16 protein-coding genes and 4 tRNA genes are annotated in these 24,537 nt (G+C 68.8%); 7 read left to right on the top strand and 13 right to left on the bottom strand.

From position 1 onward, the window contains the following. Window positions 1–25 precede the first annotated feature (25 nt). Window positions 26–1,519, top strand: coding sequence for an N-acetylmuramoyl-L-alanine amidase (locus ABIC63_RS19365; protein WP_294373151.1), 1,494 nt, complete (start codon window positions 26–28; stop codon window positions 1,517–1,519). A 142-nt stretch (window positions 1,520–1,661) separates the two neighbouring features. Continuing rightward, the gene (locus ABIC63_RS19360; protein ID WP_017761537.1) at window positions 1,662–1,931 is read left to right on the top strand and encodes a YMGG-like glycine zipper-containing protein; all 270 of its coding nucleotides are present in this window, start codon (window positions 1,662–1,664) and stop codon (window positions 1,929–1,931) included. A 67-nt stretch (window positions 1,932–1,998) separates the two neighbouring features. Here ABIC63_RS19360 and ABIC63_RS19355 read toward each other — a convergent pair whose 3' ends face one another. Beyond that, on the bottom strand, window positions 1,999–2,661 hold the full coding sequence (locus tag ABIC63_RS19355; RefSeq protein WP_294373148.1) for a DedA family protein: 663 nt from the start codon (window positions 2,659–2,661) through the stop codon (window positions 1,999–2,001). A gap of 49 nt (window positions 2,662–2,710) precedes the next feature. Here ABIC63_RS19355 and mutL point away from each other — a divergent pair, with 49 nt between their 5' ends. From mutL to ABIC63_RS19335, 4 genes are all read left to right on the top strand, one after another. Further along, a complete protein-coding gene (mutL, locus tag ABIC63_RS19350) occupies window positions 2,711–4,645 on the top strand; it encodes a DNA mismatch repair endonuclease MutL (RefSeq protein WP_354320993.1) in 1,935 nt (644 codons plus the stop codon). A gap of 221 nt (window positions 4,646–4,866) precedes the next feature. Beyond that, a complete protein-coding gene (locus ABIC63_RS19345) occupies window positions 4,867–5,826 on the top strand; it encodes an alpha/beta hydrolase (protein WP_294373145.1) in 960 nt (319 codons plus the stop codon). Window positions 5,827–5,989: 163 nt separating this feature from the next. After that, entirely contained in the window at window positions 5,990–6,979 is a 990-nt protein-coding gene (gene miaA / locus ABIC63_RS19340; RefSeq protein ID WP_354320992.1) for a tRNA (adenosine(37)-N6)-dimethylallyltransferase MiaA, read from the top strand. Window positions 6,980–7,041: 62 nt separating this feature from the next. Continuing rightward, window positions 7,042–7,704 (top strand): ABC transporter ATP-binding protein, encoded by a 663-nt coding sequence (locus tag ABIC63_RS19335; RefSeq protein ID WP_354321046.1) that lies wholly within the window; start codon window positions 7,042–7,044, stop codon window positions 7,702–7,704. Between the two features lie 27 nt (window positions 7,705–7,731). On the opposite strand, the gene ABIC63_RS19330 is transcribed toward ABIC63_RS19335, so the two are convergent. Then, window positions 7,732–8,511: a GNAT family N-acetyltransferase gene (locus ABIC63_RS19330; protein WP_294373138.1), complete on the bottom strand. Its 780-nt coding sequence runs from the start codon at window positions 8,509–8,511 to the stop codon at window positions 7,732–7,734. Window positions 8,512–8,582: 71 nt separating this feature from the next. Here ABIC63_RS19330 and ABIC63_RS19325 point away from each other — a divergent pair, with 71 nt between their 5' ends. Further along, complete coding sequence (locus tag ABIC63_RS19325) at window positions 8,583–11,135, top strand: FtsX-like permease family protein (RefSeq protein WP_354320991.1); 2,553 nt, start codon at window positions 8,583–8,585, stop codon at window positions 11,133–11,135. Between the two features lie 214 nt (window positions 11,136–11,349). On the opposite strand, the gene ABIC63_RS19320 is transcribed toward ABIC63_RS19325, so the two are convergent. From ABIC63_RS19320 to ABIC63_RS19270, 11 genes are all read right to left on the bottom strand, one after another. Continuing rightward, window positions 11,350–11,425: transfer RNA gene (locus tag ABIC63_RS19320), tRNA-Gly, on the bottom strand. Window positions 11,426–11,470: 45 nt separating this feature from the next. Beyond that, window positions 11,471–11,546 (bottom strand) — tRNA-Gly (locus tag ABIC63_RS19315). A gap of 47 nt (window positions 11,547–11,593) precedes the next feature. Continuing rightward, window positions 11,594–11,669, bottom strand: a tRNA-Gly gene (locus tag ABIC63_RS19310). A 63-nt stretch (window positions 11,670–11,732) separates the two neighbouring features. Beyond that, window positions 11,733–14,168 (bottom strand): endopeptidase La, encoded by a 2,436-nt coding sequence (lon, locus tag ABIC63_RS19305; RefSeq protein ID WP_294373135.1) that lies wholly within the window; start codon window positions 14,166–14,168, stop codon window positions 11,733–11,735. Between the two features lie 11 nt (window positions 14,169–14,179). Then, a complete protein-coding gene (gene clpX, locus ABIC63_RS19300; RefSeq protein ID WP_294373134.1) occupies window positions 14,180–15,448 on the bottom strand; it encodes an ATP-dependent Clp protease ATP-binding subunit ClpX in 1,269 nt (422 codons plus the stop codon). 119 nt (window positions 15,449–15,567) lie between these two features. Then, complete coding sequence (clpP, locus tag ABIC63_RS19295; protein WP_043112356.1) at window positions 15,568–16,176, bottom strand: ATP-dependent Clp endopeptidase proteolytic subunit ClpP; 609 nt, start codon at window positions 16,174–16,176, stop codon at window positions 15,568–15,570. 150 nt (window positions 16,177–16,326) lie between these two features. Next, window positions 16,327–17,640 (bottom strand): trigger factor, encoded by a 1,314-nt coding sequence (gene tig / locus ABIC63_RS19290; protein ID WP_294373131.1) that lies wholly within the window; start codon window positions 17,638–17,640, stop codon window positions 16,327–16,329. A gap of 29 nt (window positions 17,641–17,669) precedes the next feature. Further along, a tRNA-Leu gene (locus tag ABIC63_RS19285) sits at window positions 17,670–17,756 on the bottom strand. Between the two features lie 210 nt (window positions 17,757–17,966). Then, window positions 17,967–21,146: an efflux RND transporter permease subunit gene (locus ABIC63_RS19280; RefSeq protein ID WP_354320990.1), complete on the bottom strand. Its 3,180-nt coding sequence runs from the start codon at window positions 21,144–21,146 to the stop codon at window positions 17,967–17,969. Continuing rightward, the gene (locus ABIC63_RS19275) at window positions 21,146–22,357 is read right to left on the bottom strand and encodes an efflux RND transporter periplasmic adaptor subunit (RefSeq protein WP_354320989.1); all 1,212 of its coding nucleotides are present in this window, start codon (window positions 22,355–22,357) and stop codon (window positions 21,146–21,148) included. Before ABIC63_RS19275 ends, ABIC63_RS19280 begins: the two co-directional genes overlap by 1 nt. Before the next feature lie 182 nt (window positions 22,358–22,539). Next, a complete protein-coding gene (locus ABIC63_RS19270) occupies window positions 22,540–24,468 on the bottom strand; it encodes a potassium transporter Kup (protein WP_476345172.1) in 1,929 nt (642 codons plus the stop codon). Window positions 24,469–24,537 lie beyond the last annotated feature (69 nt).

The following is a 24,537-nucleotide window of genomic DNA, read 5'->3' as shown; positions in this document are numbered from 1 at the left end:
CGCCGACGATGCCGAGGCTGCGCCCATGACCCACGCCCTGCTCCCCGTGCAGCCCGAGCGCCGGCGCTGGCTGCAACAGGCGGGCAGCCTGGTGCTGCTGATGGGCGCGGCCGAGATCGCGCACGGCGCCTCCATCGTGGCCGTGCGCGTGTGGCCGGCCGCCGACTACACGCGCATCACCATCGAGTCCGATGCGCGGCTGCAGTCGCAGCAGCTCGTGGTGGGCGACCCGCCCCGCCTGGCGGTGGACATCGAGGGCATCACCCTCAACCCGGCCCTGCGCGACCTGGTCGGCAAGGTCAAGGCCGACGATCCCTACATCGCCGGGCTGCGGGTGGGCCAGAACACGCCCACCATGGTGCGCATCGTGTTCGACCTCAAGCAGACCGTGCGGCCGCAGGTCTTCTCGCTGGCGCCCGTGGCTGCCTACAAGCACCGGCTGGTGCTCGACCTGTACCCGCAGGAAGCGCTCGACCCGCTCGAATCGCTGATCGCCGAGCGCCTGCGCGACACCCGCACCGGCGCATCGCCTGCCGCCCCGCTGCCGCCTGCGCCCCCTGCCGTGGCGGTGGCGCCGCCGGTGGTCCAGGCCCCGCCCCCCGTTCCGGCACGGCCCGTCCCGGCCACCGATCCGTTGGGGGACCTGATCGCGCAGAAGGCCGTCCGTCCGCCCCCGCCTGCGCCGCCCACGCCCGTGGCGCCGGCGGCGCCCCCGGTCGTGGCCGAGGCGCCGCGCCCGGCGCCTGCGCGGCCACAGCGGCCCGAGCCCAACGTGGCCACCTCCACACGCACCGACCGCATCATCATCGTGGCGCTCGATCCCGGACACGGCGGCGAAGACCCTGGCGCCATCGGCCCCAACGGCACGCGCGAGAAGGACATCGTGCTGCAGGTGGCCCGGCGCCTGCGCGACCGCATCAATGGCAGCACCCTGGGCGGCAACCCGATGCGCGCCTTCATGACCCGCGACGACGACTTCTTCGTGCCACTGAACGTGCGGGTGCAAAAAGCGCGGCGCGTGCAGGCCGACCTGTTCATCAGCATCCATGCCGACGCCTTCACCACGCCGGCGGCGCGCGGCGCCAGCGTGTTCGCGCTCAGCCAGAACGGTGCCTCCAGCAGTGCCGCCCGCTGGATGGCCAACAAGGAGAACCAGTCCGACCAGGTCGGGGGCATCAGCATCGGCGAGCACGAGATTCAGGTGCAGCGTGCGCTGTTCGACATGAGCACCACCGCGCAGATCAAGGACAGCCTGAAGCTCGGTGGCGCCATGCTGGGCGAATTCCGCCGCATCGGCGCCCGGCTGCACAAGGGCGACGTCGAGCAGGCCGGCTTCGCCGTGCTCAAGGCGCCCGACATCCCGAGCGTGCTGGTGGAGACGGCCTTCATCAGCAATCCGGAAGAAGAAGCCAAGCTGCGCAGCGTGGCCTATCAGGAGGAGATGGCGGACGCTCTGTTGAAGGGCATCCACCGCTATTTCGGCCAGAACCCGCCTCTCGCGCGCAGCCGCGCGCTGTAATGCGGCGGCCTTCGCGCCGCGCGCGCGGCGTCTCTCAGGGCGGGACCGCCGCGACGCACAGCGGCCGGCGGACCGCTCCTACAGGCGCGAAGAGACCGACGAGCACACCATGCGCCCATCACATTCCAGAAAGGTGGACACCATGTTGAAGACTCGCACTTGGATTTCTGCCGCCGCGATCGGTGCGGCGGCCCTGATGGCCGGCTGCGCCGCGGGCCCGAATCAGCAGTTGGGTGCCGGCGTCGGCGCGCTGGGCGGCGCCGTCGTGGGCAATGCGATCGGCGGCAATACGGCCGCGACCGTGGGCGGCGCGGCCATCGGCGGTCTGGTCGGTAACGAGATCGGCCGCCAGCGCGACCAGCAGAACTACAACAACCAGTACTATTACCCGGACGGCAGCCGCCGCTATTGAGCGGAACGCCATCCATCAATGCCGGGGGCCGCGAACGCGGCCCCCGGCGTTTTTGCGCTGAGCAGCCTCAGCGCGCCGTTGCGGCCGGCGCGCTCGAAGCCCTCGAACCGCGCCAGGCGCCAAAGATGGCAATGAGGCCGGGCACCAGGATCAGCGCCCAGATGATCTTGTCCAGATGCTCGCGGACGAAGGCCAGGTTGCCGAAGAAGTAGCCCGCCGCGCAGATGCCCACCACCCACAGCACGGCCCCGCCGACGTTGAAGGCCGTGAACTTGGAGCGGCTCATGGCGGCCACGCCCGCCACGAAGGGTGCGAAGGTCCGGATGAATGGCATGAAGCGCGCCAGCACGATCGTGATGCCGCCATAGCGCTCGTAGAACGCATGCGCTTGGTCGAAGGCCTTGCGGTTGAAGAAGCGCGTGTTCTCCCACTGGAAGACACGGGGCCCGATGTGGCGGCCGATGGCGAAATTGCACTGGTCCCCCAGGACGGCCGCGGCCAGGAGCACCGGGATGGCGATCCCGAGGTTCATCAGCCCCGCGCCGCACAGCGCACCGACGATGAACAGCAGCGAATCGCCCGGCAGGAAGGGCATGACCACCACGCCCGTCTCCACGAAGACGATGAGGAAGAGCAGCACATAGACCCAGGTGCCATAGGCGGCGACGAAGGCCTCCAGGTGCTTGTCCACGTGGAGGATGAAGTCAATCAGGAAGGCGACGATGTCCATGGCGCGGCATTATCCGGGCCGCCCGTTGACGGATTCTTAAAATCCCGCCGTGAGCGCCCTCCTTTCCTCCTCCTCCGCCACCCGGCGCCCCATCCGGGACCTGCCGGACGAACTCATCAGCCAGATTGCCGCCGGCGAGGTGGTGGAGCGGCCCGCCTCGGTCGTGCGCGAACTGGTGGACAACGCCCTGGACGCCGGGGCGAGCCAGATCACGGTGCGCCTGGCCGCCGGCGGTGTCCGGCTGATCGCCGTCGAGGACGATGGCGGCGGCATCCCGCGCGACGAACTGCCGCTGGCGCTGCGCCGCCATGCGACCAGCAAGATCGCCAGCCTGGCCGAACTCGAATCGGTCGGCACCATGGGCTTTCGCGGCGAAGCGCTGGCTTCGATCGCCTCCATCGCCGAGCTGAGCCTGCTGTCGCGCCACGGTGGGGCGGACAGCGCCTGGCAACTGGACGCCCGCACGGGCGAACTGCGTCCTGCGGCCCGCAGCCAGGGCACGACGGTGGAAGTGCGTGAGTTGTTCTTCGCCACGCCGGCGCGCCGCAAGTTCCTCAAGACCGATGCCACCGAACTGGCGCACTGCATCGAGGCGGTGCGCCGCCATGCGCTGGCGCGGCCGGACGTGGGCTTCGCGATCTGGCACGAAGGCCGGCTGGTCGAGCAGTGGCGTATCGCGGACACGCCCGCCCAGCGCCTGTCGGACGTCTTCGGCGAGGATTTCATTGGCCAGAGCGTGCAGGTCGACCATGGCGAAGGCGCCCTGCATGTTCGTGGCCATGCCGGCGTGCCGGATGCGGCGCGCAGCCGGGGCGACCAGCAGTTCTTCTACGTCAACGGCCGCTTCGTGCGCGACAAGGTGCTGCTGCACGCGGTGCGTGCCGCCTACGAGGACGTGCTGCACGGTCAGCGCCAGCCGGTGTTCGTGCTGCACCTGCAGATCGATCCGACGCGCGTGGACGTCAACGTGCACCCCACCAAGATCGAGGTGCGCTTTCGCGATGGCCGCGAAGTGCACAGCGCCGTGCGCCATGCCATCGAGAACGCCCTGGCGGCCCCACGCGCGGCCGGCGCGGCGAGCACGGACGACAGCGGTACCGGCCGGCCCGCCCCGCTGCTGCGAGGCTACGACGCGCCTGCTGCGGCGCCGGCATGGCGGCAGTCCGGCATTCCGTTCGCAGCCGAGCGGGGTGCCGGCGATTGGGCGGCCATGTGGCCCACCGCGCCTGCGGCACCGTCTGCAGCGGCGGCCCCGGGGGCGGACCAAGAGGCCGCCCCCACCCTGCCCAGCGGCCTGGGGGGCGCCCCCCTCCAGCCCCCCTGGACCGCCGGCGGCGCGGCGGCTGGCGCCCTGCGCCTCTCTTCCACACCGCCGGAGGTCACTGCCGCGGCAGCCAGCGACTGGCCGCTGGGCCGTGCACTGGCGCAACTGCAGGGCATCTACATCCTGGCCGAGAACACCCAGGGCCTGGTCATCGTCGACATGCACGCCGCGCACGAACGAATCGTCTACGAGCGCCTGAAGACCCAGCTCGACGGCCATGCGATCGCCAGCCAGCCACTGCTGATTCCCGCCACCTTCGCGGCCACGCCGGAAGAGGTGGCCACGGCCGAGACCTGCTCGGAGGTACTCGGCGCCCTGGGACTGGAGGTCTCGCCCTTCTCGCCCCGCACCCTCGCGGTGCGCGCTGTGCCGGCGCCCCTGGCCGACGGCGATCCGGTGGCCCTGGCCCGCAGCGTGCTGGCCGAGCTGGCCCAGCACGAAGCCACCACCGTCATCCAGCGCGCCCAGCATGAACTGCTCGCCACCATGGCCTGCCACGGCGCCGTGCGGGCCAACCGGCGGCTCACGCTGGACGAAATGAACGGACTGCTGCGCCAGATGGAAGCCACCGAGCGCTCCGACCAGTGCAATCACGGGCGCCCCACTTGGCGGCAACTGAGCGTGCGCGATCTCGACGGACTGTTCCTGCGCGGGCGCTGAGACGGCTGGGCGGGAACGCGCACGCGCCGGGGCTTGCGTAGGCAACTTCCTACACGGCGCTGGCACTGGGGTTTACACGGTCGTCGGAAAGGCGGGCACGCCCGTTGCATGCGGGCAAGGGTGTGCAAGGCCTGTAACGGGCCGTCACCCACACGGTGCTCAGGGGCCGCAGTTGCAAATCCCTGTGAACTTCGACCCGCCATCCGGTCTCTGTTTGCCCAATGAAACGTTGGTCCCTCATCGCGTCGGCCCTGTCTTTCACCGTCCTGGTCGGTGCAGGATGCTCCACGCTCGACGCCCAACAGCGCGAATGGATCTTTCAGCCCAGCGACCTCAGTTGGGGCAACACTGCCGAAATGACGGCGGGCATGGACGACGTGTGGATCGACTACCGCACGCCCGATGGCGATGACGTGCGGCTCCATGGCTTGTGGCTGGGCGACGCGCCGATGTCGCGCGACACGCCCGTGATGCTGTACCTGCACGGCGCGCGCTACAACGTTTCCGGCTCGGCGCCGCGCATCCGCCGCATGCACGAGCTCGGCTTCTCGGTGCTGGCCATCGACTACCGTGGCTTCGGCAAGAGCACCAAGACGCTGCCCTCCGAGGAATCCGCCCGCGAAGACGCGCGCGCCGCCTGGAAATGGCTGGCCGCCAAGTACCCCAAGCAGCGCCGCTACATCTTCGGTCACTCGCTGGGCGGCGCCATCGGCATCGACCTGGCCGCCGATGTGCGCGACGAATCCGGCACCATCGTCGAAGGCACATTCACCTCGATCTCGGACGTAGTGAGCAGCTTCAAATGGGGCTGGCTGCCCTTCAAGCCCTTCATCACCCAGCGCTTCGAGTCGCTGGCGAAGGTCAAGTCCATCGGCTCGCCGTTGCTGGTGGTGCATGGCTCGAACGACACCCTGATCAATCCCACCCTGGGCCGCAAGCTCTACGAGGCGGCCACGGGCCAGAAGATGTTCGTGCTGGTCGAAGGCGGCTCCCACCACAGCACCAACTCCGTCGGGGAGGCGCAGTACCGCGCCGCGCTGGCCCAGTTGTTCCAGATGAAGGAACGCGCACTTGGCACCCCCGCTCTCGCCACGGGCGAGCCGACGGCAGGCCTCAGCCGCCCCGCGGGTGGCGCCGCCGTGCCGCAGGCGGTGAAGCCGCCCCAGCCGCTGGGCACCTGAGCGCGGCCTGGCCTCCCCTCGCTGCGGCGGGCGCCGGGCGATTTGCTACCCTCGGCAGGATGCCCGCGTGCTTCCCGGCTTCCTGCTCTCCCCCCTCGCCTGACCTTGCCCCGCGCGGCAGACGTTCACCGCGCCCGGCGCCCGTGCCGAGCGGCCCCTGCACATGACCGCGCACCTGCGCTACATCGCCCTGGCAGGCCCTACCGCCAGCGGCAAGACTGCCGCCGCGCTGGCCGTGGCGGCTGCGCTGCCGACGCCGGTGGAAGTGGTCAGCGTCGACTCGGCCCTGGTCTACCGCGGTATGGACATCGGCACCGCCAAGCCCACGCCAGACGAGCGCGCGGCCGTGCCGCACCACCTGATCGACATCCTCGACCCGGCCGAGCGCTACAGCGCCGCCGCCTTCGTGGCCGACGCCCAGCGGTTGATCGGCCAGATCCGCCAGCGCGGTGCCCTCCCCCTGCTGGTCGGTGGAACGATGCTGTACTTCAAGGCGCTGCTCGACGGGCTGGACGCGATGCCGGCCGCCGACCCGGAACTGCGCCGGCGCATCGACGCCGAGGCCGCCGAGCACGGCTGGCCGGCCATGCATGCCCGTCTGGCGGAGGTCGACCCGGACACCGCCGCCCGCCTGGCGCCTGCCGACAGCCAGCGCATCCAGCGGGCGCTGGAGGTCTGGATGAGCAGCGGCCGGCCCCTCTCCGCCTTTCATCGCCGCGAGGGCGAGGATCCGACCCCTGATCCGCTGGCGAGCGGCGAGGCCCTGCTCCTCTCGCTGGAGACCGAGGACAGGGCCTGGCTTCACGCGCGCATCGCGCAGCGCTTCGACGCCATGCTGGCCGGCGGCTTCCTCGACGAAGTCGGGCGCCTGCGCCAGCGCAGCGACCTGGACCCAGCCCTGCCCTCGATCCGCTGCGTCGGCTATCGACAGGCGTGGGAGATGCTCGATGCCGCCCAAGGCCGTCTCCCCACGCGCGCGGAACTCGCCGAGTTGCGCGAGCGGGGCGTGGCCGCAACCCGCCAGTTGGCGAAACGCCAGATCACCTGGTTGCGCAGCATGCGCCGTCGCGAAGTGATCGCCTGCGACGCGACGACCGCGGCCGATCAGGTGGTGGCGCGGGTCCGGCAGGCGCTTGCGAAGGACGGGGCATGAACCGCCGCCCCCACCCAGAAACGGCGCCCGACGGGCGCGCGACGGAGACGGCCTCGCGCGCCGTGCCCCTCCGCATCGAGGGACTCGGCAAGTTCTATGGCCAGGGCGCGGACGCGCGACCGGTGTTCCGCCACCTGGACCTGATGGTCGCGCCGGGCGAGTTCGTGGCCATCGTGGGCGAGTCGGGCGTCGGCAAGTCGACGCTGCTGAACTGCATGGCTGGCCTCGACCACTGGGACGAGGGGCGCGTGCTGCATGGCCAGCGGGACCTCGGCACCATGGACGCCGAGCAGCGCGCGCTGTGGCGGCGCGCGCATGTCGGCTTCGTCTTCCAGGCCTTCCATGTGCTGCCCCACCTCGATGTCGCCCAGAACGTGGGGCTGCCCCTGATGCTGCTGGGCCGCAAGCAGGAGATGGCGCAGCGCGTCGCGCAGATGCTCGAGGCGGTCGGCCTGCAGGGCCTGGGCCAGCGGCTGCCGCAGGCGCTGTCGGGTGGTCAATTGCAACGCGTGGCCATTGCCCGGGCGCTGGTCCATCGCCCCGGCCTGCTGCTGGCGGACGAACCCACCGGCAACCTGGACCCGGCAACGGCCGGGAAAGTGATGGACCTGCTGCTGTCCGAATCGCGGGCCCACGGCGCCAGCCTGGTCCTGGTCACCCATTCCGACGCTGCCGCCGCGCGAGCCGACCGCCGGCTGCACCTGCGCACCGACGGTTTCCGCTGAACGCCGCCGAAGCGGCTGCGCTGGCACCTACTTGAGCAACGCGTCCGCGCCAGGCCGCTGCCAGTAGACGTAGAGCCAGGCCGGCGAGAAGCCTACCCGGGCATAGAGCGATCGCGCCAGGTAGTTCTCTGCCTCGACCTGGAGGAAGGTGCGGGTCACGCCACGCTGCACCGCCTCCGCACCCATCGCCGCCATCAGTTGACGCGCGAAGCCGTGGCCGCGAAAGCGCGGCCGGGTGCGCATGCCGTGCACGCCCATCCAACCCTCGGCAAAACAGCCGCTGCCCACGGCCGCCACGTCGCCTGCCTCGCCACCCGGGAGATCCTGCGTCAGTCGTAGGCTGACGTAGACCGCATCCCGAGCCCGGCGCAGCAGACGGACCCGGCTCTGACCGTCGACCGGATCGAAGCCCTCGCCCAGGTAGACGCGGGCCCAGTCGTCGCCCGGCGTGGGAGATATCTGGACGGCCTCCGGCCGGCCGTTGGCCGCCACGGTGGCCGGGTCGGCACACATCACCTGGGTGGGCCGGGACGGCACGTAGCCGCGCTGGCGCAAGGCTTCGGTGAGCGTCTCGAAGCCCGGCGTCTCGATGGGCAGGCGCAGCACGGCCGGCAGGCCATAGGCCTCGTAGGCCGCCTCGATGCGGGAAAGGACCGACGGGTCCTGCACGCCGTGGTGCAGGGGCACCGCGCTGCGCGCCCGGCCCACCGTGCCGCGGTCCAGTGCCAGCAGCCAGCCCGGCAATTCCTCCAGGGCATCGGGGGGCACCGCGGCCAGTGTGGCCCTTTCGATCGATTCAACGTTCACGCCAGCAACCATGACCCCATTGTGAAACGCTTCACCGTCTTTGACACCCGCCCGGCCCCCACAATCGCCCGATGTGTTCGCTGCTCAACACCTTCTCCTGGCAGGAGGTCCGCCACCATCCGTGGCGCCATCTGGCGGCCGTGCTGGCCGTCATGCTGGGCGTGGCGCTGGCGTTCTCGGTGCATCTGATCAACAACTCGGCGCTGGACGAATTCCAGCGGGCGACGCGCACCGTCAACGGCCAGCCGGATCTGGAGGTGCGTGCGGTGCAGGGCGATCTGGACGAAGCCCTGTTCGGGCAGTTGGCCGGCCTGAGGCAGGTGGCGCTGCTCAGTCCGGTGCTGGAGGCGCAGGTGCTGTTGCGCACCCGCGAAGGCAGGCTGGCCAGCCTGCGCCTGCTTGGATTGGACGCGCTGGTGCTGCCTGCCATTTCGCCTTCCCTGATGCCCATGCCCTTTCCGGGCCGCGGTGGCGATCGCCTGGCCATGCTGCTGCCGGAACGCGCCTTCCTCAACGCGGCGGCGCGGCAATCGCTCGCCAGCGGTGCCGAGCAGCTCGAACTCCGCATGCAGGATGGCGCAGCCCGACGGCTCGACATCGCCGGCACCGTCGCGGCGGCCGGCCCGCCGCTGGCCGTGATGGACATCGGCGCCGCACAGGCCCTCCTGGGCCGGCAGGGGCGCCTGAGCCGCATCGACCTGCGCCTGGCGCCCGGCACCGACCGCGAGGCGCTCGCCCAGGCCATCCGCGCCCTGCCCGACTGGACGCCTGCCCTGCGGCTTGCCGAGCCGGCCGACGAGGCCCAGCGCATCGGCAACCTCTCCAGGGCTTACCGCGTGAACCTCACGGTGCTCGCGCTGGTGGCGCTGTTCACGGGCGCCTTCCTGGTCTTCTCGGTGCTGGCCCTGTCGGTGGCCAAGCGGGCGCAGCAGTTCGCCCTGCTCGGCGTGCTGGGGCTGACCGCGCGGCAGCGGCTGCGCCTGGTGCTGGCCGAGTCGCTGGCCTTGGGGGCCGTCGGCAGCGCCGCGGGTCTGGCGCTCGGGCTGGCGCTGGCCTGGGCCGCCCTCCGGCTGCTCGGCGGCGACCTGGGCGGGGGCTACTTCCGCGACGTGACACCGCCCCTGCGCGTCGACCCGGCGGCCACGCTCGCCTACGGCGTGCTGGGCACGCTGGCCGCACTGGCCGGCGGCTGGTGGCCGGCGCGCGCCGCGCAAAGCCTACCAGAGGCGCAGACGCTCAAGGGCCTGGGCGACGCCTCGGGCCGGGGCGGCCGCCTGTGGCCGGCCCTCACCCTGATGGGCGCCGGCGGCGCACTCGCCTTGGTCCCACCGGTCCTGGGCATGCCGCTGGCCGCCTATGCCTCGGTGGCCTTGCTGCTGGTCGGGGGCATCGCCGCCCTGCCGTGGCTGATCCAGGCCCTTTACGGGTGGCTGGCGCCACGCCTTGCGGGCCGACTGCTGCCGCTGATGGCGATCGAGCGCGCGCGGCGCATGAGGGGCACCGCCGCCATCGCCCTGAGCGGGGTCGTCGCCAGCCTGGCGCTGTCGGTGGCGCTCACCGTCATGGTCGCGAGCTTCCGCGAATCGGTCACGCGCTGGCTGGACGTCGTACTGCCGGCTGACCTCTATGTCCGCGCGGCCGGTGCCGCAACGGGCGAACTGGCGCCGTTCGATGCCGACTTCGTAGCGGCCGCGCGGGCCATCCCCGGGGTGGCGCGGGTCGCGCCGCAGCGCATCCGACTGCTGCAACTGGATCCCGCGGCGCCCACCGTGAGCCTGCTCGCCCGCTCCATCGACCCGGAAGCGCCCGGCGACAGCCTGCCGCTGACGGGGCCGACGCTGTCCGCACCGCCCGGCCGCATCCCTATCTACGTCAGCGAGCCCATGCTGTCGCTGCATGGCGCGCGCGTGGGCGGCACGCTGGTGTCGCTCGATGCGGCATTCGGACTTCCGGCGGGCCGCTTCTTCGTGGCCGGCGTGTGGCGGGACTACGCACGACAGTTCGGCGCCATTGCGATCAGCCGGGACGACTACCAGGCCCTGACCAGCGATGGCGCGGCGAGCGAGCTGTCGCTGTGGCAAGCCGCCGGCGCGGACGAAGCACGCATCCGCCAGGCGCTGGACGGGCTCGCGCGCGTCCGGCTTGGTTCGGCTGACGCACTGGACATCGCATCGACCGCGCAGCTGCGGGCCGTGTCGCTGCGCATCTTCGACCGCAGCTTTGCGGTGACCTACTGGCTGCAGGCCGTGGCCATTGCCATCGGCCTGTTCGGGATCGCGGCCAGCTTCAGCGCGCAGGTGCTCGCGCGGCGCAAGGAATTCGGCCTTCTGGCGCACCTCGGCTTCACGCCGAGCCAGGTTCGCCGCCTCGTCGCCGGCGAAGGCGCCGCCTGGACCGGCATCGGCGCGCTGGCAGGACTGGGGCTGGGCATCGCCGTGGCCACCGTGCTGGTGAAGGTGGTCAATCCCCAGAGCTTCCACTGGACGATGGACATGCTGCTGCCACCTGGACGGCTGGCCGCGCTCTGCATGGCAGTGATCGGGGCAGGAACACTCACCGCCTGGTTCTCCGCGCGTGCCGCCGCCTCGCAGGACATGGTGCTGGCGGTCAAGGAGGACTGGTAGCGGCCCGAAGCGCCGGACGCGACGCGCAGTCCACAGCGCCGGATGCGGCGCGGGTCCGGCGCCGCCTTACGGGGCGCGACGCCACCACGATCTGGAACCGGCAGCACGCCGAAACGCCGTCACCGTCGCCAAGGATGGGAAAGGAGCAGGCCAAAACAAAACCGCCTTGCTGAACTCCCGTGAGGGGCAGACAAGGCGGTCTTGGACCTGAGACTGGAGCGGGAAAACGGTCTCGAACCGTCGACCTCAACCTTGGCAAGGTTGCGCTCTACCAACTGAGCTATTCCCGCGTCTTGATCGGGCGCTGGAAGAGGCCTTGCGGCTTCCTCCAAAACTGGAGCGGGAAAACGGTCTCGAACCGTCGACCTCAACCTTGGCAAGGTTGCGCTCTACCAACTGAGCTATTCCCGCGTCTTGATCGGACGCTGGAAGAAGCCTTGCGGCTTCCTCCTTAAAACTGGAGCGGGAAAACGGTCTCGAACCGTCGACCTCAACCTTGGCAAGGTTGCGCTCTACCAACTGAGCTATTCCCGCAGAACCGAGCCTTAGATTATAGGGCTCTTTTTCGGGCCAGCGCAAGCGCCGACCCGAAATTCTTCAATGCTTGATCGACCCTTCGGTGCGCGGCTCGCCGGCGCGCTGCTTGGACAGCTCGGCCATGGCGGCGGCGGAAGCCGCCACCTCTTCTTCCGACAGCGGCTTGGGTTGCTTTTCGAGCGCCACTTCAAGCACCTTGTCGATCCACTTGACCGGCACGATCTCGAGGCCGTTCTTCACGTTCTCGGGGATGTCCTGCAGATCCTTGGCGTTCTCCTCGGGGATCAGCACGGTCTTGATGCCTCCGCGCAGAGCCGCCAACAGCTTTTCCTTCAGACCGCCGATGGCCGTGACCTCGCCACGCAGGGTGATCTCGCCAGTCATGGCCACGTCGCTGCGCACCGGGATACCTGTCAACGCCGAAACAAGCGCCGTCGTCATCGCAATACCAGCGCTCGGGCCGTCCTTGGGCGTCGCGCCATCGGGCACGTGGATGTGGATGTCCTTCTTCTCGAAGAGCTCATCCTTGATGCCCAGGCGACGAGCGCGGCTGCGCACCACGGTGCGCGCGGCCTCGACCGACTCCTTCATCACGTCGCCCAGCGAGCCGGTACGGGTGATGACGCCCTTGCCCGGCACCGTGGCCACTTCGATGGTCAGCAGGTCGCCGCCCACCTCCGTCCACGCCAGCCCGACCACCTGGCCCACCTGGTTCTGCTGCTCGGCACGACCGAAGCTGTACTTGCGCACACCCAGGAATTCGTGGAGGTTCTCGCTGTCCACGGTCACCTTCGGCGTCAGCTTCTTGAGCAGTAGCCCCTTGACCACCTTGCGGCAGATCTTGGAGAGCTCGCGCTCCAGCGAACGTACGCCGGCCTCGCGGGTGTAGTAGCGCACGATGTCGCGCACCGCGTCCTCGGTCACCAGCAGCTCATCGTCCTTCACGCCGTTGTTGCCCATCTGCTTGGGCAGCAGGTACTTCAGGGCGATGCTGGTCTTCTCGTCCTCGGTGTAGCCCGACAGGCGGATCACTTCCATCCGGTCCAGCAGCGCCGGCGGGATGTTCATCGAGTTCGACGTCGCGACGAACATCACGTCCGACAGGTCGAAATCGACCTCGACGTAGTGGTCGCCGAAGGTGTGGTTCTGCTCGGGATCGAGCACCTCCAGCAGGGCCGACGACGGATCGCCACGGAAGTCCGTGCCCAGCTTGTCGATCTCGTCCAGCAGGAACAGCGGATTGCGCGTGCCCACCTTGTTCAGGCTTTGCAGCACCTTGCCCGGCAGCGCGCCGATGTAGGTGCGTCGGTGACCGCGGATCTCGGCCTCGTCGCGCATGCCGCCGAGCGCCATGCGCACGTACTTCCGGCCCGTCGCCTTGGCGATGGATTGCCCCAGGGAAGTCTTGCCGACGCCCGGTGGGCCGACGAGACACAGGATGGGCGCCTTGACCTTTTCCACGCGCTGCTGGACCGCAAGATATTCGAGGATCCGGTCCTTGACCTTCTCGAGGCCATAGTGGTCCTCATTGAGCACCGTCTCGGCGTTCGCCAGATCGTGCTTGATCTTGGTCTTCTTGCTCCAGGGCAGGCCGACCAGCACATCGATGTAGTTGCGCACCACCGTCGCCTCGGCCGACATGGGCGACATGAGCTTGAGCTTCTTGAGCTCGGCGTCCGCCTTCTTGCGGGCGTCCTTGGGCATCTTGGCGGCGATGATCTTCTTTTCGATCTCCTCGATGTCCGCGCCGTCCTCGCCCTCGCCCAGTTCCTTCTGGATGGCCTTGACCTGCTCATTCAGATAGAAGTCGCGCTGGTTCTTCTCCATCTGCCGCTTCACGCGGCTGCGAATCTTCTTGTCGACGTTGAGGATGTCGACCTCGCGCTCCAGCTGCGAGAACAGGCTTTCCAGCCGCTGCTGCACGTTCGACAGGTCCAGCACGGCCTGCTTGTTGTCCAGCTTGAGCGGCAGGTGAGCGGCGATGGTGTCGGCCAGGCGGCCGGCATCGTCGATGCTGGCGATGGACGTGAGGATCTCGGGCGGGATCTTCTTGTTCAGCTTGACGTACTGGTCGAACTGCTGCATCACCGCGCGGCGCAGCGCCTCGACCTCGGTACCCGCAGCACCGGCCGCTTCAAGCGGCACCACATTGGCCGAGAAATGCGTCTGGCTGTCTTCGATGCGCGCCACGCGGGCGCGCTGCTGGCCTTCGACCAGCACCTTCACGGTGCCGTCCGGCAGCTTCAGCATCTGCAGGATGGTCGAGACGCAACCCACCTCGAACATGTCGTCGACCGAGGGCTCGTCCTTGGCGGCAGCCTTCTGCGCGACCAGCATGATGCGGCGCTCGGCCTCCATGGCAAGCTCGAGCGCCTTGATGCTCTTGGGCCGGCCCACGAACAGTGGGATGACCATGTGAGGGAACACCACCACATCGCGCAGCGGTAGCAGCGGCAGATCGATGGGATCGGACGGCAGGGGAATGTGACCGGACATGGTGTTCCTCTTCAGGCCTTCTTGGCCGCCTCGCGATAGACGAGAAGCGGCGCCTTGTTTTCTTCGATGGTCGACTCGTCGACCACCACCTTTTCCACGTTGGACGCCGTGGGAAGATCGAACATGGTGTCGATCAGGGCACCTTCAAGGATGGAGCGCAGGCCACGGGCGCCGGTCTTGCGCGCCAGCGCCTTGCGCGCCACCGCACGAAGGGCGGCGGGCCGCACTTCCAGCTCCACGCCTTCCATCTGCAGCAGCTTGGAGAACTGCTTGACGACGGCATTGCGTGGCTCGGTCAGGATCTGCACCAGCGCGTCTTCGCTCAGCTCGGCCAGCGAAGCCACCACCGGCAGACGGCCGACCAGCTCCGGAATGATGCCGAACTTGATCAGGTCTTCCGGCTCCACCTCGCTGAACACCTGGGTCAGGCTGCGCTGCTGCTTGCTGCGCACCAGCGCGCCGAAGCCGATGCCCGAGGCTTCGGTACGCGCCTCGATCACCTTTTCCAGCCCCGCGAAGGCGCCACCGCATATGAACAGGATGTTGGTGGTGTCGATCTGCAGGAAATCCTGATTGGGGTGCTTGCGTCCGCCCTGCGGCGGCACGCTGGCCATGGTGCCTTCAATCAGCTTGAGCAGCGCCTGTTGAACGCCCTCGCCCGACACGTCGCGGGTGATGCTCGGGTTGTCGGACTTGCGCGAGATCTTGTCGATCTCGTCGATGTAGACGATGCCGCGCTGGGCGCGTTCGACGTCGTAATTGCAGCTCTGCAGCAGCTTCTGGATGATGTTCTCGACGTCCTCGCCCACGTAGCCCGCCTCGGTCAGCGTGGTGGCGTCCGCCATGACGAAAGGCACGTCGAGCTGGCGGGCGAGCGTCTGGGCCAGCAGCGTCTTGCCCGAGCCGGTCGGACCGATGAGCAGGATGTTGCTCTTGGACAGCTCGACGTCCTCGCCCTTGGCCCGTTCCTTGTGCTTGAGACGCTTGTAGTGGTTGTAGACCGCCACCGCCAGCATGCGCTTGGCCGCCTCCTGGCCGATCACGTAGTTGTCGAGGTTGCCCTTGATCTCGGTCGGGGTCGGCAAGTCGCCGCGTCCCTGTTCCCGCGCATCGCCGCCGGCGGGCAGTTCGTCGCGGATGATTTCATTGCACAGGTCGATGCACTCGTCGCAGATGAAAACGGAAGGGCCGGCGATCAGCTTCTTGACCTCGTGCTGGCTCTTGCCGCAGAAGGAGCAATAAAGCGTTTTCTCGCTGGAAGAGCCTTTTTTCTCGGCCATGAACGGATGCCCAAAACAGTAATGAACCAATGATAGCGAAAGGAAAAACGGCGTTTTCCGCAGGGAAAAACGCCGTTTTTCCTAGGACGGACACCGGCATTGCCGCCGGTGCGCCCGCATCAGCCGCGCCGCGAGATGACCTGATCGACGATGCCGTAGTCCTTGGCCTCGTCGGCGGTCATGTAGTAGTCGCGCTCGGTGTCGTTCTTGATCTTTTCCAAGGGCTGACCCGTGCGCTCGGCCAGGATGCGGTTCATCTGGTCCTTGGTACGCAGGATGTCGCGCGCCTGGATCTCGATGTCCGTCGCCTGGCCACGGGCGCCGCCCAGCACCTGGTGGATCATGACCTTGGAGTTGGGCAGCGAGTAGCGCTTGCCCGGCGCCCCGGCCGCCAGCAGGAAGGCGCCCATGCTGGCCGCGAAGCCCAGGCACATGGTCGACACGTCGGGCTTGATGAACTGCATGGTGTCGTAGATCGACATGCCGGCCGTCACGCTGCCGCCCGGCGAGTTGATGTACAGCGAAATGTCCTTGTCGGGGTTCTCGCTCTCCAGGAACAGCAACTGCGCGACCACCAAATTGGCGGTCTGGTCGTTGACCTCGCCCACCAGGAACACGACGCGCTCCTTGAGCAGGCGCGAGTAGATGTCGAAGGACCGCTCGCCACGGCCCGACTGCTCGATGACCATCGGGATCAGGCCGAGGGCTTGGGTTTCCTGTGCACTCATTGGGTTTCTCCGCAAAAGATGGCGCAACTGTACTGCGCCGCATGCCGGGTTTCAGGCGGCGGACATTGCCGCCTGCGAAGCCGGTGCTGGAAAGCAAATGGGGCCTGTGCCGCACGGCACAAGCCCCACGAAGGAACGATCAGAAGGCAATCAACCTTGCTGCTGCATCAGCTCGTCGAAGCCGACGGCCTTGTCGCTGACCTTGGCCTTGCCCAGGACGAATTCGGTCACGTTGTTCTCGATGACCACGGCCTCGACCTCGGCCAGGCGGCGGTTGTCACCGTAGTACCAGCGCACCACGTCGGCCGGCTTCTCGTAGCTGGAGGCCAGCTCTTCGATGTGGGCCTTGATCTGCTCGGGCTTGGCTTCGAGGCTGTTGGCACGCACCAGCTCGGCCACCACCAGGCCCAGGCGCACGCGGCGCTCGGCCTGCGGACGGAACACGTCGGCGGGGATCGGGGCCTTGTCGGCGTCCTTGATGCCGCGCTGCTTGAGCTCGGCGCGGGCACCTTCGACCATGCGGTCGATCTCGGACTGGACCACCGACTTGGGCAGGTCCAGCTCGGACTTGGCCAGCAGCGCGTCCATCACGGCCGTCTTGTTGCGCGCCAGCAGGCGGAACTTGACTTCGCGCTCGAGGTTCTTGCGGATGTCGTCGCGCAACGCCTCGACCGTGCCTTCGCCGATGCCGAGGGACTTGGTGAAGGCCTCGTCGATCTCGGGCAGGTTGGCGGCCTCGATCTTCTTGACGGTGACCATGAAGTCGGCCTGCTTGCCGGCCACGTCCTTGCCGTGGTAGTCGGCCGGAAAGGCCAGCGGGAAGGTGCGGCTGTCGCCCACCTTCATGCCGCGCACGGCATCTTCGAACTCCTTGAGCATCTGGCCTTCGCCGACGATGAACTGGAAGTCCTCGGCCTTGCCGCCCTGGAAGGGCTCGCCGTCGATCTTGCCTTCGAAGTCGACCGTCACGCGGTCGCCGTCGGCGGCGGCGCTGTCCTGCGAGCGCAGGCCAAAGGTGCGGCGCTGCTTGCGCAGGATGTCGACGGTGCGGTCGATGGCCTCGTCGGTGACTTCGGTGGACACGCGCTCGACCTCGGCCTCGGCCAGCTCGCCGATCTTGACCTCGGGGTACACCTCGAAGACGGCGTCGAAGGCCACCTGGCCCTCGGGCGCACCTTCTTTTTCGGTGATGGTGGGCTGGCCGGCGACGCGCAGCTTGGCCTCGTTGGCAGCCTGCGAGAAGGCCTGGCCGACCTTGTCGTTCATCACCTCGTACTGCACCGAGTAGCCGTAGCGCTGGGCCACGACGCTCATGGGCACCTTGCCCGGACGGAAGCCGTCCATCTTGACGGTGCGGGCCAGCCGCTTGAGCCGCGAATCGACTTCCGCCTGGATCGTCTCCACGGGGAGCGTCAGGGTGATCTTGCGCTCGAGCTTCTCGAGGGTTTCAACGTTCACGGTCATGGTGTGAATCTCTTCCAAATGAAGGATGCTGGTGCGCGGGGGGGGACTCGAACCCCCACACCATTGCTGGCGTCAGGACCTAAACCTGGTGCGTCTACCAATTTCGCCACCCGCGCAGCTCCGGACTTTTCAGCCGATGGTGGATGATGAACAGGGCGACCTCGCCGCGAAGGCAGGGCCGCCCTGACAACAAACTAGAGGCATGGAGCACCGGATTAGGTGCCACCGACGGCAGTGGGGATCACCCGCCACGCACCGCCTGCCTGAAATTGGTCAATCGCGCATTCTAATCGGGTTCGAATGCGCTTTCGGCCTTGCTCAAGTCCCTAATGGGCAGCCGCAGGAGCGGCCGGTGTGTCCGGTTCCGACGGCGCCACGGCGTCGTCGTGGCCGATGCGGAACCAGGCCGCATACATGGCCGGCAACGCCAGCAGCGTCAGCGCCGTCGCCACGATCAGCCCACCCATGATGGCGACCGCCATCGGCCCCCAGAACACACTGCGCGACAGCGGGATCATCGCCAGCACGGCTGCCGCCGCCGTCAGCACGATCGGTCGCAGCCGCCGTACCGCCGACTCGACGATGGCGCGGCGCGCCGGCACGCCGGCCGCGCGGTCCAGCTCGATCTGGTCGATCAGGATCACCGAGTTGCGCTGGATCATCCCCATCAGTGCGATGACGCCCAGCATGGCGACGAAGCCGAAAGGCCGGTCCAGCAGCAGCAGCGCCGCGGCCACGCCCGCGATGCCCATCGGACCCGTCAGGAACACCAGCAGCGCCCGGCTGAAGCTGTGAAGCTGCAGCATCAGCAGCGTGAATACGGCGAACAGCATGATGGGAATGCCCGCCATGATCGAGGCCGACCCCTTGCTGCTCTCCTCCACCGCACCGGCCACCTCGATACGCACCGGCGGCTCGCCGCGGGCCTGCCACTTCGCCTCCAGCGTGCGCAGCGCGGGCAGCAGCTGCTGGGTGACAGTCGCGCCCTGCATGCCGTCCACCACGTCGCCCTGCACGGTGACGGCATAGGCGCGGTTCCAGCGCCAGATCACGCCCGGCTCCCAAGCGAAATGCGGCTGGGCGATCTGCAGCAGCGGGATCGAACGGCCAGCGGCAGTCGTCACGTACGCATCCGTCAGGTCGGAGATGGCATCGCGCTCCTCACGGGCTTGGCGCAGCACGATGTCGATCAGCTTGTCCTGCTCGCGGTACTGGCCGATCGGGTTGCCGGTGTAGATCCCGCGCGAGGCCTGGGCGATGGACTGGCTGGTCACGCCCAGGGCGCGCGCCTTGGCCTGGTCCACGTCCATGCGGATGGACTTGATGGACTCGTTCCAGTTGTCGTTGACGCCCACCATGGACGGGTTGGTGCGGACCTCGGCCTTGACCTCGTCGGCCAAGCGCCGCAGCGTGGCTGGATCGTCGCCCACCACGCGGAACTGCACCGGATAGGGCACGGGCGGCCCGCTCGCCAGCAGCTTCACGCGGCCACGTACTTCCGGAAACTCCTGCGCCAGCAGGGTCGGCAGCTGGCGGCGCACGGCGTCGCGGGCCTTCAGGTCCTTGGTCAGCACGATGAACTGGGAGACGTTGCTCTGCGGAAAGGTCTGGTCCAGCGGCAGGTAGAAGCGCGGCGCGCCCGAGCCGATCCAGGTGGCCACGCTCTGCACGCCTTCCTGCTCCATCAGGCGCCGCTCCAGCCGCTTGACCACCGCCTCGTTGGCCTCGAAGGCGGTGCCTTCGGGAAACCAGGCGTCGACCATGATCTCCGGCCGGTTCGAGTCGGGAAAGAACTGCTGCTGCACCCGCGTCATGCCCAGAATGCCAAGCGCCAGCACGGCCAGCGTGGCGCCGATGGTGATCCAGCGGTGGTTGACGCACCAGCCCACCGCGCTGCGGAAGCGGTTGTAGAAAGGCGTGTCGAAGAGCTCGTGAGGCGGCGCGTCGGGGTCGTGCGGTTTGACCTTGAGCAGCAGCGTGCCGAGGTAGGGGACGAAGTACACCGACACGATCCACGACAGCAGCAGCGCGATGACCGTCACCGCGAAGATCGCGAAGGTGTATTCGCCCGTCGTCGACTTGGCGATGCCGATGGGCAGGAAGCCCGCCGCCGTGATCAGCGTGCCGGTGAGCATCGGCATGGCCGTCACGTCGTAGGCGAAGGTGGCGGCACGGCGCTTGTCGTAGCCCTCCTCCATCTTCCGCACCATCATCTCCACCGCGATGATGGCGTCGTCCACCAGAAGGCCCAGGGCGATGATCAGCGAGCCCAGCGAGATCTTGTGCAGCCCGATGCCGAAGTAGTCCATCGCCAGGAAGGTGACCGACAGCACCAGCGGAATGGTGATACCCACCACCAGGCCGGGCCGCCAGTCGATGTGCCAGCCGAAGCGTCCGCCCTTGTGCAGTCCCAGCGCGATGAAGCTCACGCCCAGCACGATGACCACCGCCTCGATCAGCACCTTGACGAACTCGTTGACCGAGGTGGCCACGGTGGCGGGCTGGTCCTGCACTTGATCGAGCCGCATGCCGGCGGGCAGTTGAGTGTTGACCTGGGCGACCGTCTCTTGCAGCGCCTTGCCCAGCGCGATGATGTCGCCGCCCTTCATCATCGAGATGCCCAACCCGATCACCGGATCGCCCTGGTAGTGCACCTTGACGCTGGGCGGATCGACATAGCCGCGCTCCACGCGCGCGATGTCGCCGAGGCGCAGCTGGTTGCCCGAGCTGCCACGGATCGGCATGGCTCTCAATTGGTCGAGGTCGGTGAACTGGCCGCCGACCCGCACCTGCAGCACGTCCTGCGGTGAGCGGATGGTGCCGGCGCTCTCCACCGCGTTCTGCGCGCCGAGCTGCTGGAGCACGGCGTTGAGGTCCAGGCCCATCTGGGCCAGTCGCTTCTGCGAGACCTCGACGAAGACCTTCTCGTCCTGCACGCCGAACTGCTCGACCTTGGCCACATCCTTCACGCGCAGCAGACGCAGGCGCAGGTCGTCGGCCACGGTCTTGAGTTCGGCCGGGCTGAAGCCCTGACCCCGCAGCGCGTAGATCACGCCGTACACGTCGCCGAAGTCGTCGTTGAAGAACGGCCCCTGGATGTTGCCGGGCAGCGTGTAGCGCATGTCGCCGATCTTCTTGCGCACCGTGTACCAGACCTGCGGCACCTCCGATGGACGGGCCGCGTCCTTCAGCTCGAAGACGACCTGCGACTCGCCAGGCTTGGAGTAGCTGCGGATCTTGTCGGCATAGGGCACTTCCTGCAGCGTCCGCTCGATCTTGTCGGTGACCTGCTCGGCCACCTGCTGCGCGGTGGCGCCGGGCCAATAGGTGCGCACGACCATGGCGCGGAAGGTGAAGGGCGGGTCCTCGTCCTGCCCCAGCTGGAAGTAGGCCGCGAAGCCCAGCACCATCAGCACCACCATCAGGTAGCGAGTGAGCGGCGCGTGGTCCAGCGCCCAGGCGGAGAGGTTGAAGCCTGAAGGCTTCTCGGACGGCGCGGCGGACATCAGCGGGCCCCGCTGGCGGCCGGGGCCGGTGAAGCGGCCGGTGAAGCGGCCGGGGCCGCGGCTGCCGCAGGCGCGCTGGTGGCGCCGGGGTCCTGTGCCGCATAGCGGTCCCGGTAGACCGTCACCTTCTGCCCCGGCGCGAGCACATGCACCCCGGCCGTGACCACCTGCATGCCGGGCGCCAGGCCCTTGGCGATCACCGCCTCGTTGCCGTCGGCGGTGGCGATCTCCACCGCCTGCGACTTCACCGTCATGCTGGCCGGATCCAGTACCCACACCGCCGAGCCCTGCCCCTCCTGGCGCAGCGCGCTGGTCGGCAGCTTGATGACCGGCGTGCCGGCCAGCGACAGCGCGCGCGGCTTGGCATAGACGGTGGCGCCCAGCGCCGGCGCCTGCGCGGCGTCGACCGCCACCTTCACGGTGTAGGTGCGGGTGACGGGGTCGGCGCTGGCGGCCACTTCGCGCACGCGGCCTTCGAGCGTCTCGGTGCCGGGCGACCAGCCGCGCACCGCCACGGCGGAACCGATGCGCACCTGCGGCGCACGGTCCTCCGGCACGGCGAAGACGACATCGCGCGGACCATCCAGCGCCACGCGCACCACGGACGTGCCGGCCGCCACCACCTGGCCCGGCTCGGCATCGACCGAGGTCACGACGCCCGGCGCATCGGCCGTCAGCACGGCATAGCCGGCTTGGTTGCCCTGCGCGCTCAGCTGCGCCCGCGACTGGTCGAACTGCGCCTGGGCGGACTTGAAGCTGGCCTCGCGCCGTTCCATCTCGGCGGCGCTGATGAAGTTCCTGGCCCGCAGCTCGCGGTAGCGGGCCAGGTCGGCCTCGGCCAGGTCGCGCTGCGTGCGCGCGGCGCTGGCCTGGGCCTGGGCCGCCTCGACCGAGAGGCGCAGATCGCGCGGATCCAGCTCCGCCAGCACCTGGCCCGCCTTCACCCGCTGGCCCAGCTCGGCCTGCCGCCGCAGCACCTTGCCGCCGACCCGGAAGCCCAGGCGCGACTCGACCTGCGCGCGCACCTCGCCGGCGAATTCGGGCTCGCTCGCAAAGGGGGTGACCGCCACCGTCATCAGCTTGACGGCGCGCACGGGTTCCTCCTGGGCCGGCTGGCGCGAGCAGCCCGCCAGGAGGGCCGCAAAGGCGCAGAGCGCGAGTAATCCCTGCACGAGGCTCCGCGGAGCCCGGTTGGTAGTCGTATGAGGCATGGCCTGGCGCCGGCCGTGAGCGGCGGCGGAACAACGGGTTGAGGCACCGGTCACAATTAATGACCGACGAGTCAGCAATCTTCGGGGAAGGGCCTTCGGGCTGTCAATCGCACCGACGCAACGCGCAGCGTCCGGCCGGCCGCGCGGGCGACGGTCAGTCGAGCGGGGCGAAAGGAAAGGCGCTAGAGGCGCTGGCCCATTTCCACCAGCCGGTTCTCCGGCAGATGGAAATAGTCCGAGGCGCGGCCCGCGTTGCGCTGCAGCCAGCTGAACAACGCCTGCCGCATGCCGCTGAACGCCGGCAGCCGCCGCCGGCCCAGCGAGGCGCGGGAGATGAAGTACGAGGTGGCCATCGACTCCACCGCCAGCCCCTTCTGGTAGGCCAGCATGCGCACGAACTCCGGGACGTTCGGCGGCTCCATGAAGCCGTAGCGCACCTTCACGGCCCAGATGCCGTGGCCCAGGTTCTGCGCCTCGATGCGCTCGCGCGCCGGCACGCGCGGCGTCTCGCAGGCCAGCATCTGCATCACGAAGACCTGCTCGTGCAACACCTGGTTGTGGTGCAGGTTGTGCAGCAGGGCATGAGGCACCGACAGCGCATCGGCCGTGAGGAAGACGGCCGTGCCGCGCGCACGGAAGGGCATCTCCAGCACCAGCGAGTCGACGAAATCCGGCAGCGGAATCAGCTCGGCCACCAGCTCGGCGCGCGTCAGCCGCACGCCCTTGGCCCAGGTGCTGAACAGCACCATCGCCACCACCGCCACGGCCAGCGTCAGCCAGCCGCCGTCGGCCACCTTGAGCGTGTTGGCCACGACGAAGGCCAGATCCACCCCCACGAAGACGATGACGCCCAGGAGCACCGCCACGCGGTTCCAGTGCCACAGCCGCCAGGCCACCAGCCCAGCCAGCAGCGTGGTGGTGACCATGGTGATCGACACGGCGATGCCGTAGGCGGCCGACAGCGCGCTCGAGCTGCGGAAGCCCAGCACCAGCAGCAGCACGCCCACCATCAGCAGCCAGTTGATCACCGGCACGTAGACCTGCCCGATGGATTCGCCGGAGGTCTGCACGACGCGCATGCGCGGCAGGTAACCCAGTCGCATCGCCTGCGCCGTCAGCGAGAAGGCGCCGGAGATCACGGCCTGCGAGGCGATCACGGTGGCCATGGCGGCCAGGCCCACGACCGGCAGCAGCGCCCAGGACGGGAAGAGCCGGAAGAAGGGGTTGTCCACCGCCTGTGGATCGGCCAGCACCAGCGCGCCCTGGCCGAAGTAGTTGAGCACCAGGGCCGGCAGCGCGATCAGCAGCCATGCGAGCCGGATCGGCCGCGCGCCGAAGTGGCCCATGTCGGCGTACAGCGCTTCGCCGCCGGTGAAGGCCAGGAACACCGCACCCAGCACGGCCAGAGACTGGGCCCGGTGCTCGACCAGGAAGCGCACTGCATGGCGCGGGTCCAGCGCCTCCAGCACGGCGGGCTGCTCGATCACCTGCATCGCCCCGCTGACGCCGAGTGTGCCGAACCACAGCAGCATCACCGGCCCGAACACCTTGCCCACCGCCCCTGTGCCGCGCCGCTGCACCATGAACAGCAGCACCAGGATCACCAGCGTGAGCGGGATCACCCAGCGCTGCAGCGCGGGTGCCTGCACTTCCAGGCCCTCCACCGCGGACAGCACCGAGATGGCCGGCGTGATCAGGCTGTCGCCATAGAACATGGCGGCGCCCAGCAAGCCCAGGCCGATGGTGGCCGTCACCATGGCGGGATGCGTGCGCCCCCGCCGGTCGGGCGAGCCAGCCGCATGGCGGGCCAGGGCCTGCAGCGCCAGGATGCCGCCTTCGCCGTCGTGGTCCGCCCGCAGCACGAAGACCACGTACTTGAGCGTCACCACCACCATCAGGCCCCAGAAGATCAGCGACAGAAGGCCCAGCACGGCCCCCGTGGTGAAGGCCACGCCGTGCTCCGAGTTCAGCGTCTCCTTGAAGGCATAGAGGGGCGAGGTGCCGATATCGCCGAACACCACGCCGAGCGCCGCCACCATGAGCGCCGGGCCGGCGGGTTGGGCGGAAGCGGAGGCGCCCTGGGGCACGGGAACGGCAGGAGCGGAAGCCATGGGGCGTGAGGGAAGTCGGGCTGGGGCGCAGCATAGCGCCGAGCCCCATCCGCCCGGCGTGCAAAGTCG

Source organism: Pseudacidovorax sp. 1753 (assembly GCF_040544975.1).
In the GTDB taxonomy this organism is placed as follows: Bacteria; Pseudomonadota; Gammaproteobacteria; order Burkholderiales; family Burkholderiaceae_C; genus Xenophilus.
The sequence above is the reverse complement of the archived record's forward strand: the minus strand, read 5'-3'. Positions and strand labels throughout refer to the sequence as shown.

Coding starts and splice junctions, on each gene's coding strand:
- ABIC63_RS19280 (WP_354320990.1), bottom strand. CDS start 21,146: ATGTCCGCCGCGCCGTCCGAGAAGCCTTCAGGCTTCAACCTCTCCGCC.
- ABIC63_RS19275 (WP_354320989.1), bottom strand. CDS start 22,357: ATGCCTCATACGACTACCAACCGGGCTCCGCGGAGCCTCGTGCAGGGA.
- ABIC63_RS19325 (WP_354320991.1), top strand. CDS start 8,583: ATGTGTTCGCTGCTCAACACCTTCTCCTGGCAGGAGGTCCGCCACCAT.
- lon (WP_294373135.1), bottom strand. CDS start 14,168: ATGTCCGGTCACATTCCCCTGCCGTCCGATCCCATCGATCTGCCGCTG.
- ABIC63_RS19345 (WP_294373145.1), top strand. CDS start 4,867: ATGAAACGTTGGTCCCTCATCGCGTCGGCCCTGTCTTTCACCGTCCTG.
- ABIC63_RS19365 (WP_294373151.1), top strand. CDS start 26: ATGACCCACGCCCTGCTCCCCGTGCAGCCCGAGCGCCGGCGCTGGCTG.
- tig (WP_294373131.1), bottom strand. CDS start 17,640: ATGACCGTGAACGTTGAAACCCTCGAGAAGCTCGAGCGCAAGATCACC.
- miaA (WP_354320992.1), top strand. CDS start 5,990: ATGACCGCGCACCTGCGCTACATCGCCCTGGCAGGCCCTACCGCCAGC.
- ABIC63_RS19270 (WP_476345172.1), bottom strand. CDS start 24,468: ATGGCTTCCGCTCCTGCCGTTCCCGTGCCCCAGGGCGCCTCCGCTTCC.
- ABIC63_RS19355 (WP_294373148.1), bottom strand. CDS start 2,661: ATGGACATCGTCGCCTTCCTGATTGACTTCATCCTCCACGTGGACAAG.
- clpX (WP_294373134.1), bottom strand. CDS start 15,448: ATGGCCGAGAAAAAAGGCTCTTCCAGCGAGAAAACGCTTTATTGCTCC.
- clpP (WP_043112356.1), bottom strand. CDS start 16,176: ATGAGTGCACAGGAAACCCAAGCCCTCGGCCTGATCCCGATGGTCATC.
- ABIC63_RS19360 (WP_017761537.1), top strand. CDS start 1,662: ATGTTGAAGACTCGCACTTGGATTTCTGCCGCCGCGATCGGTGCGGCG.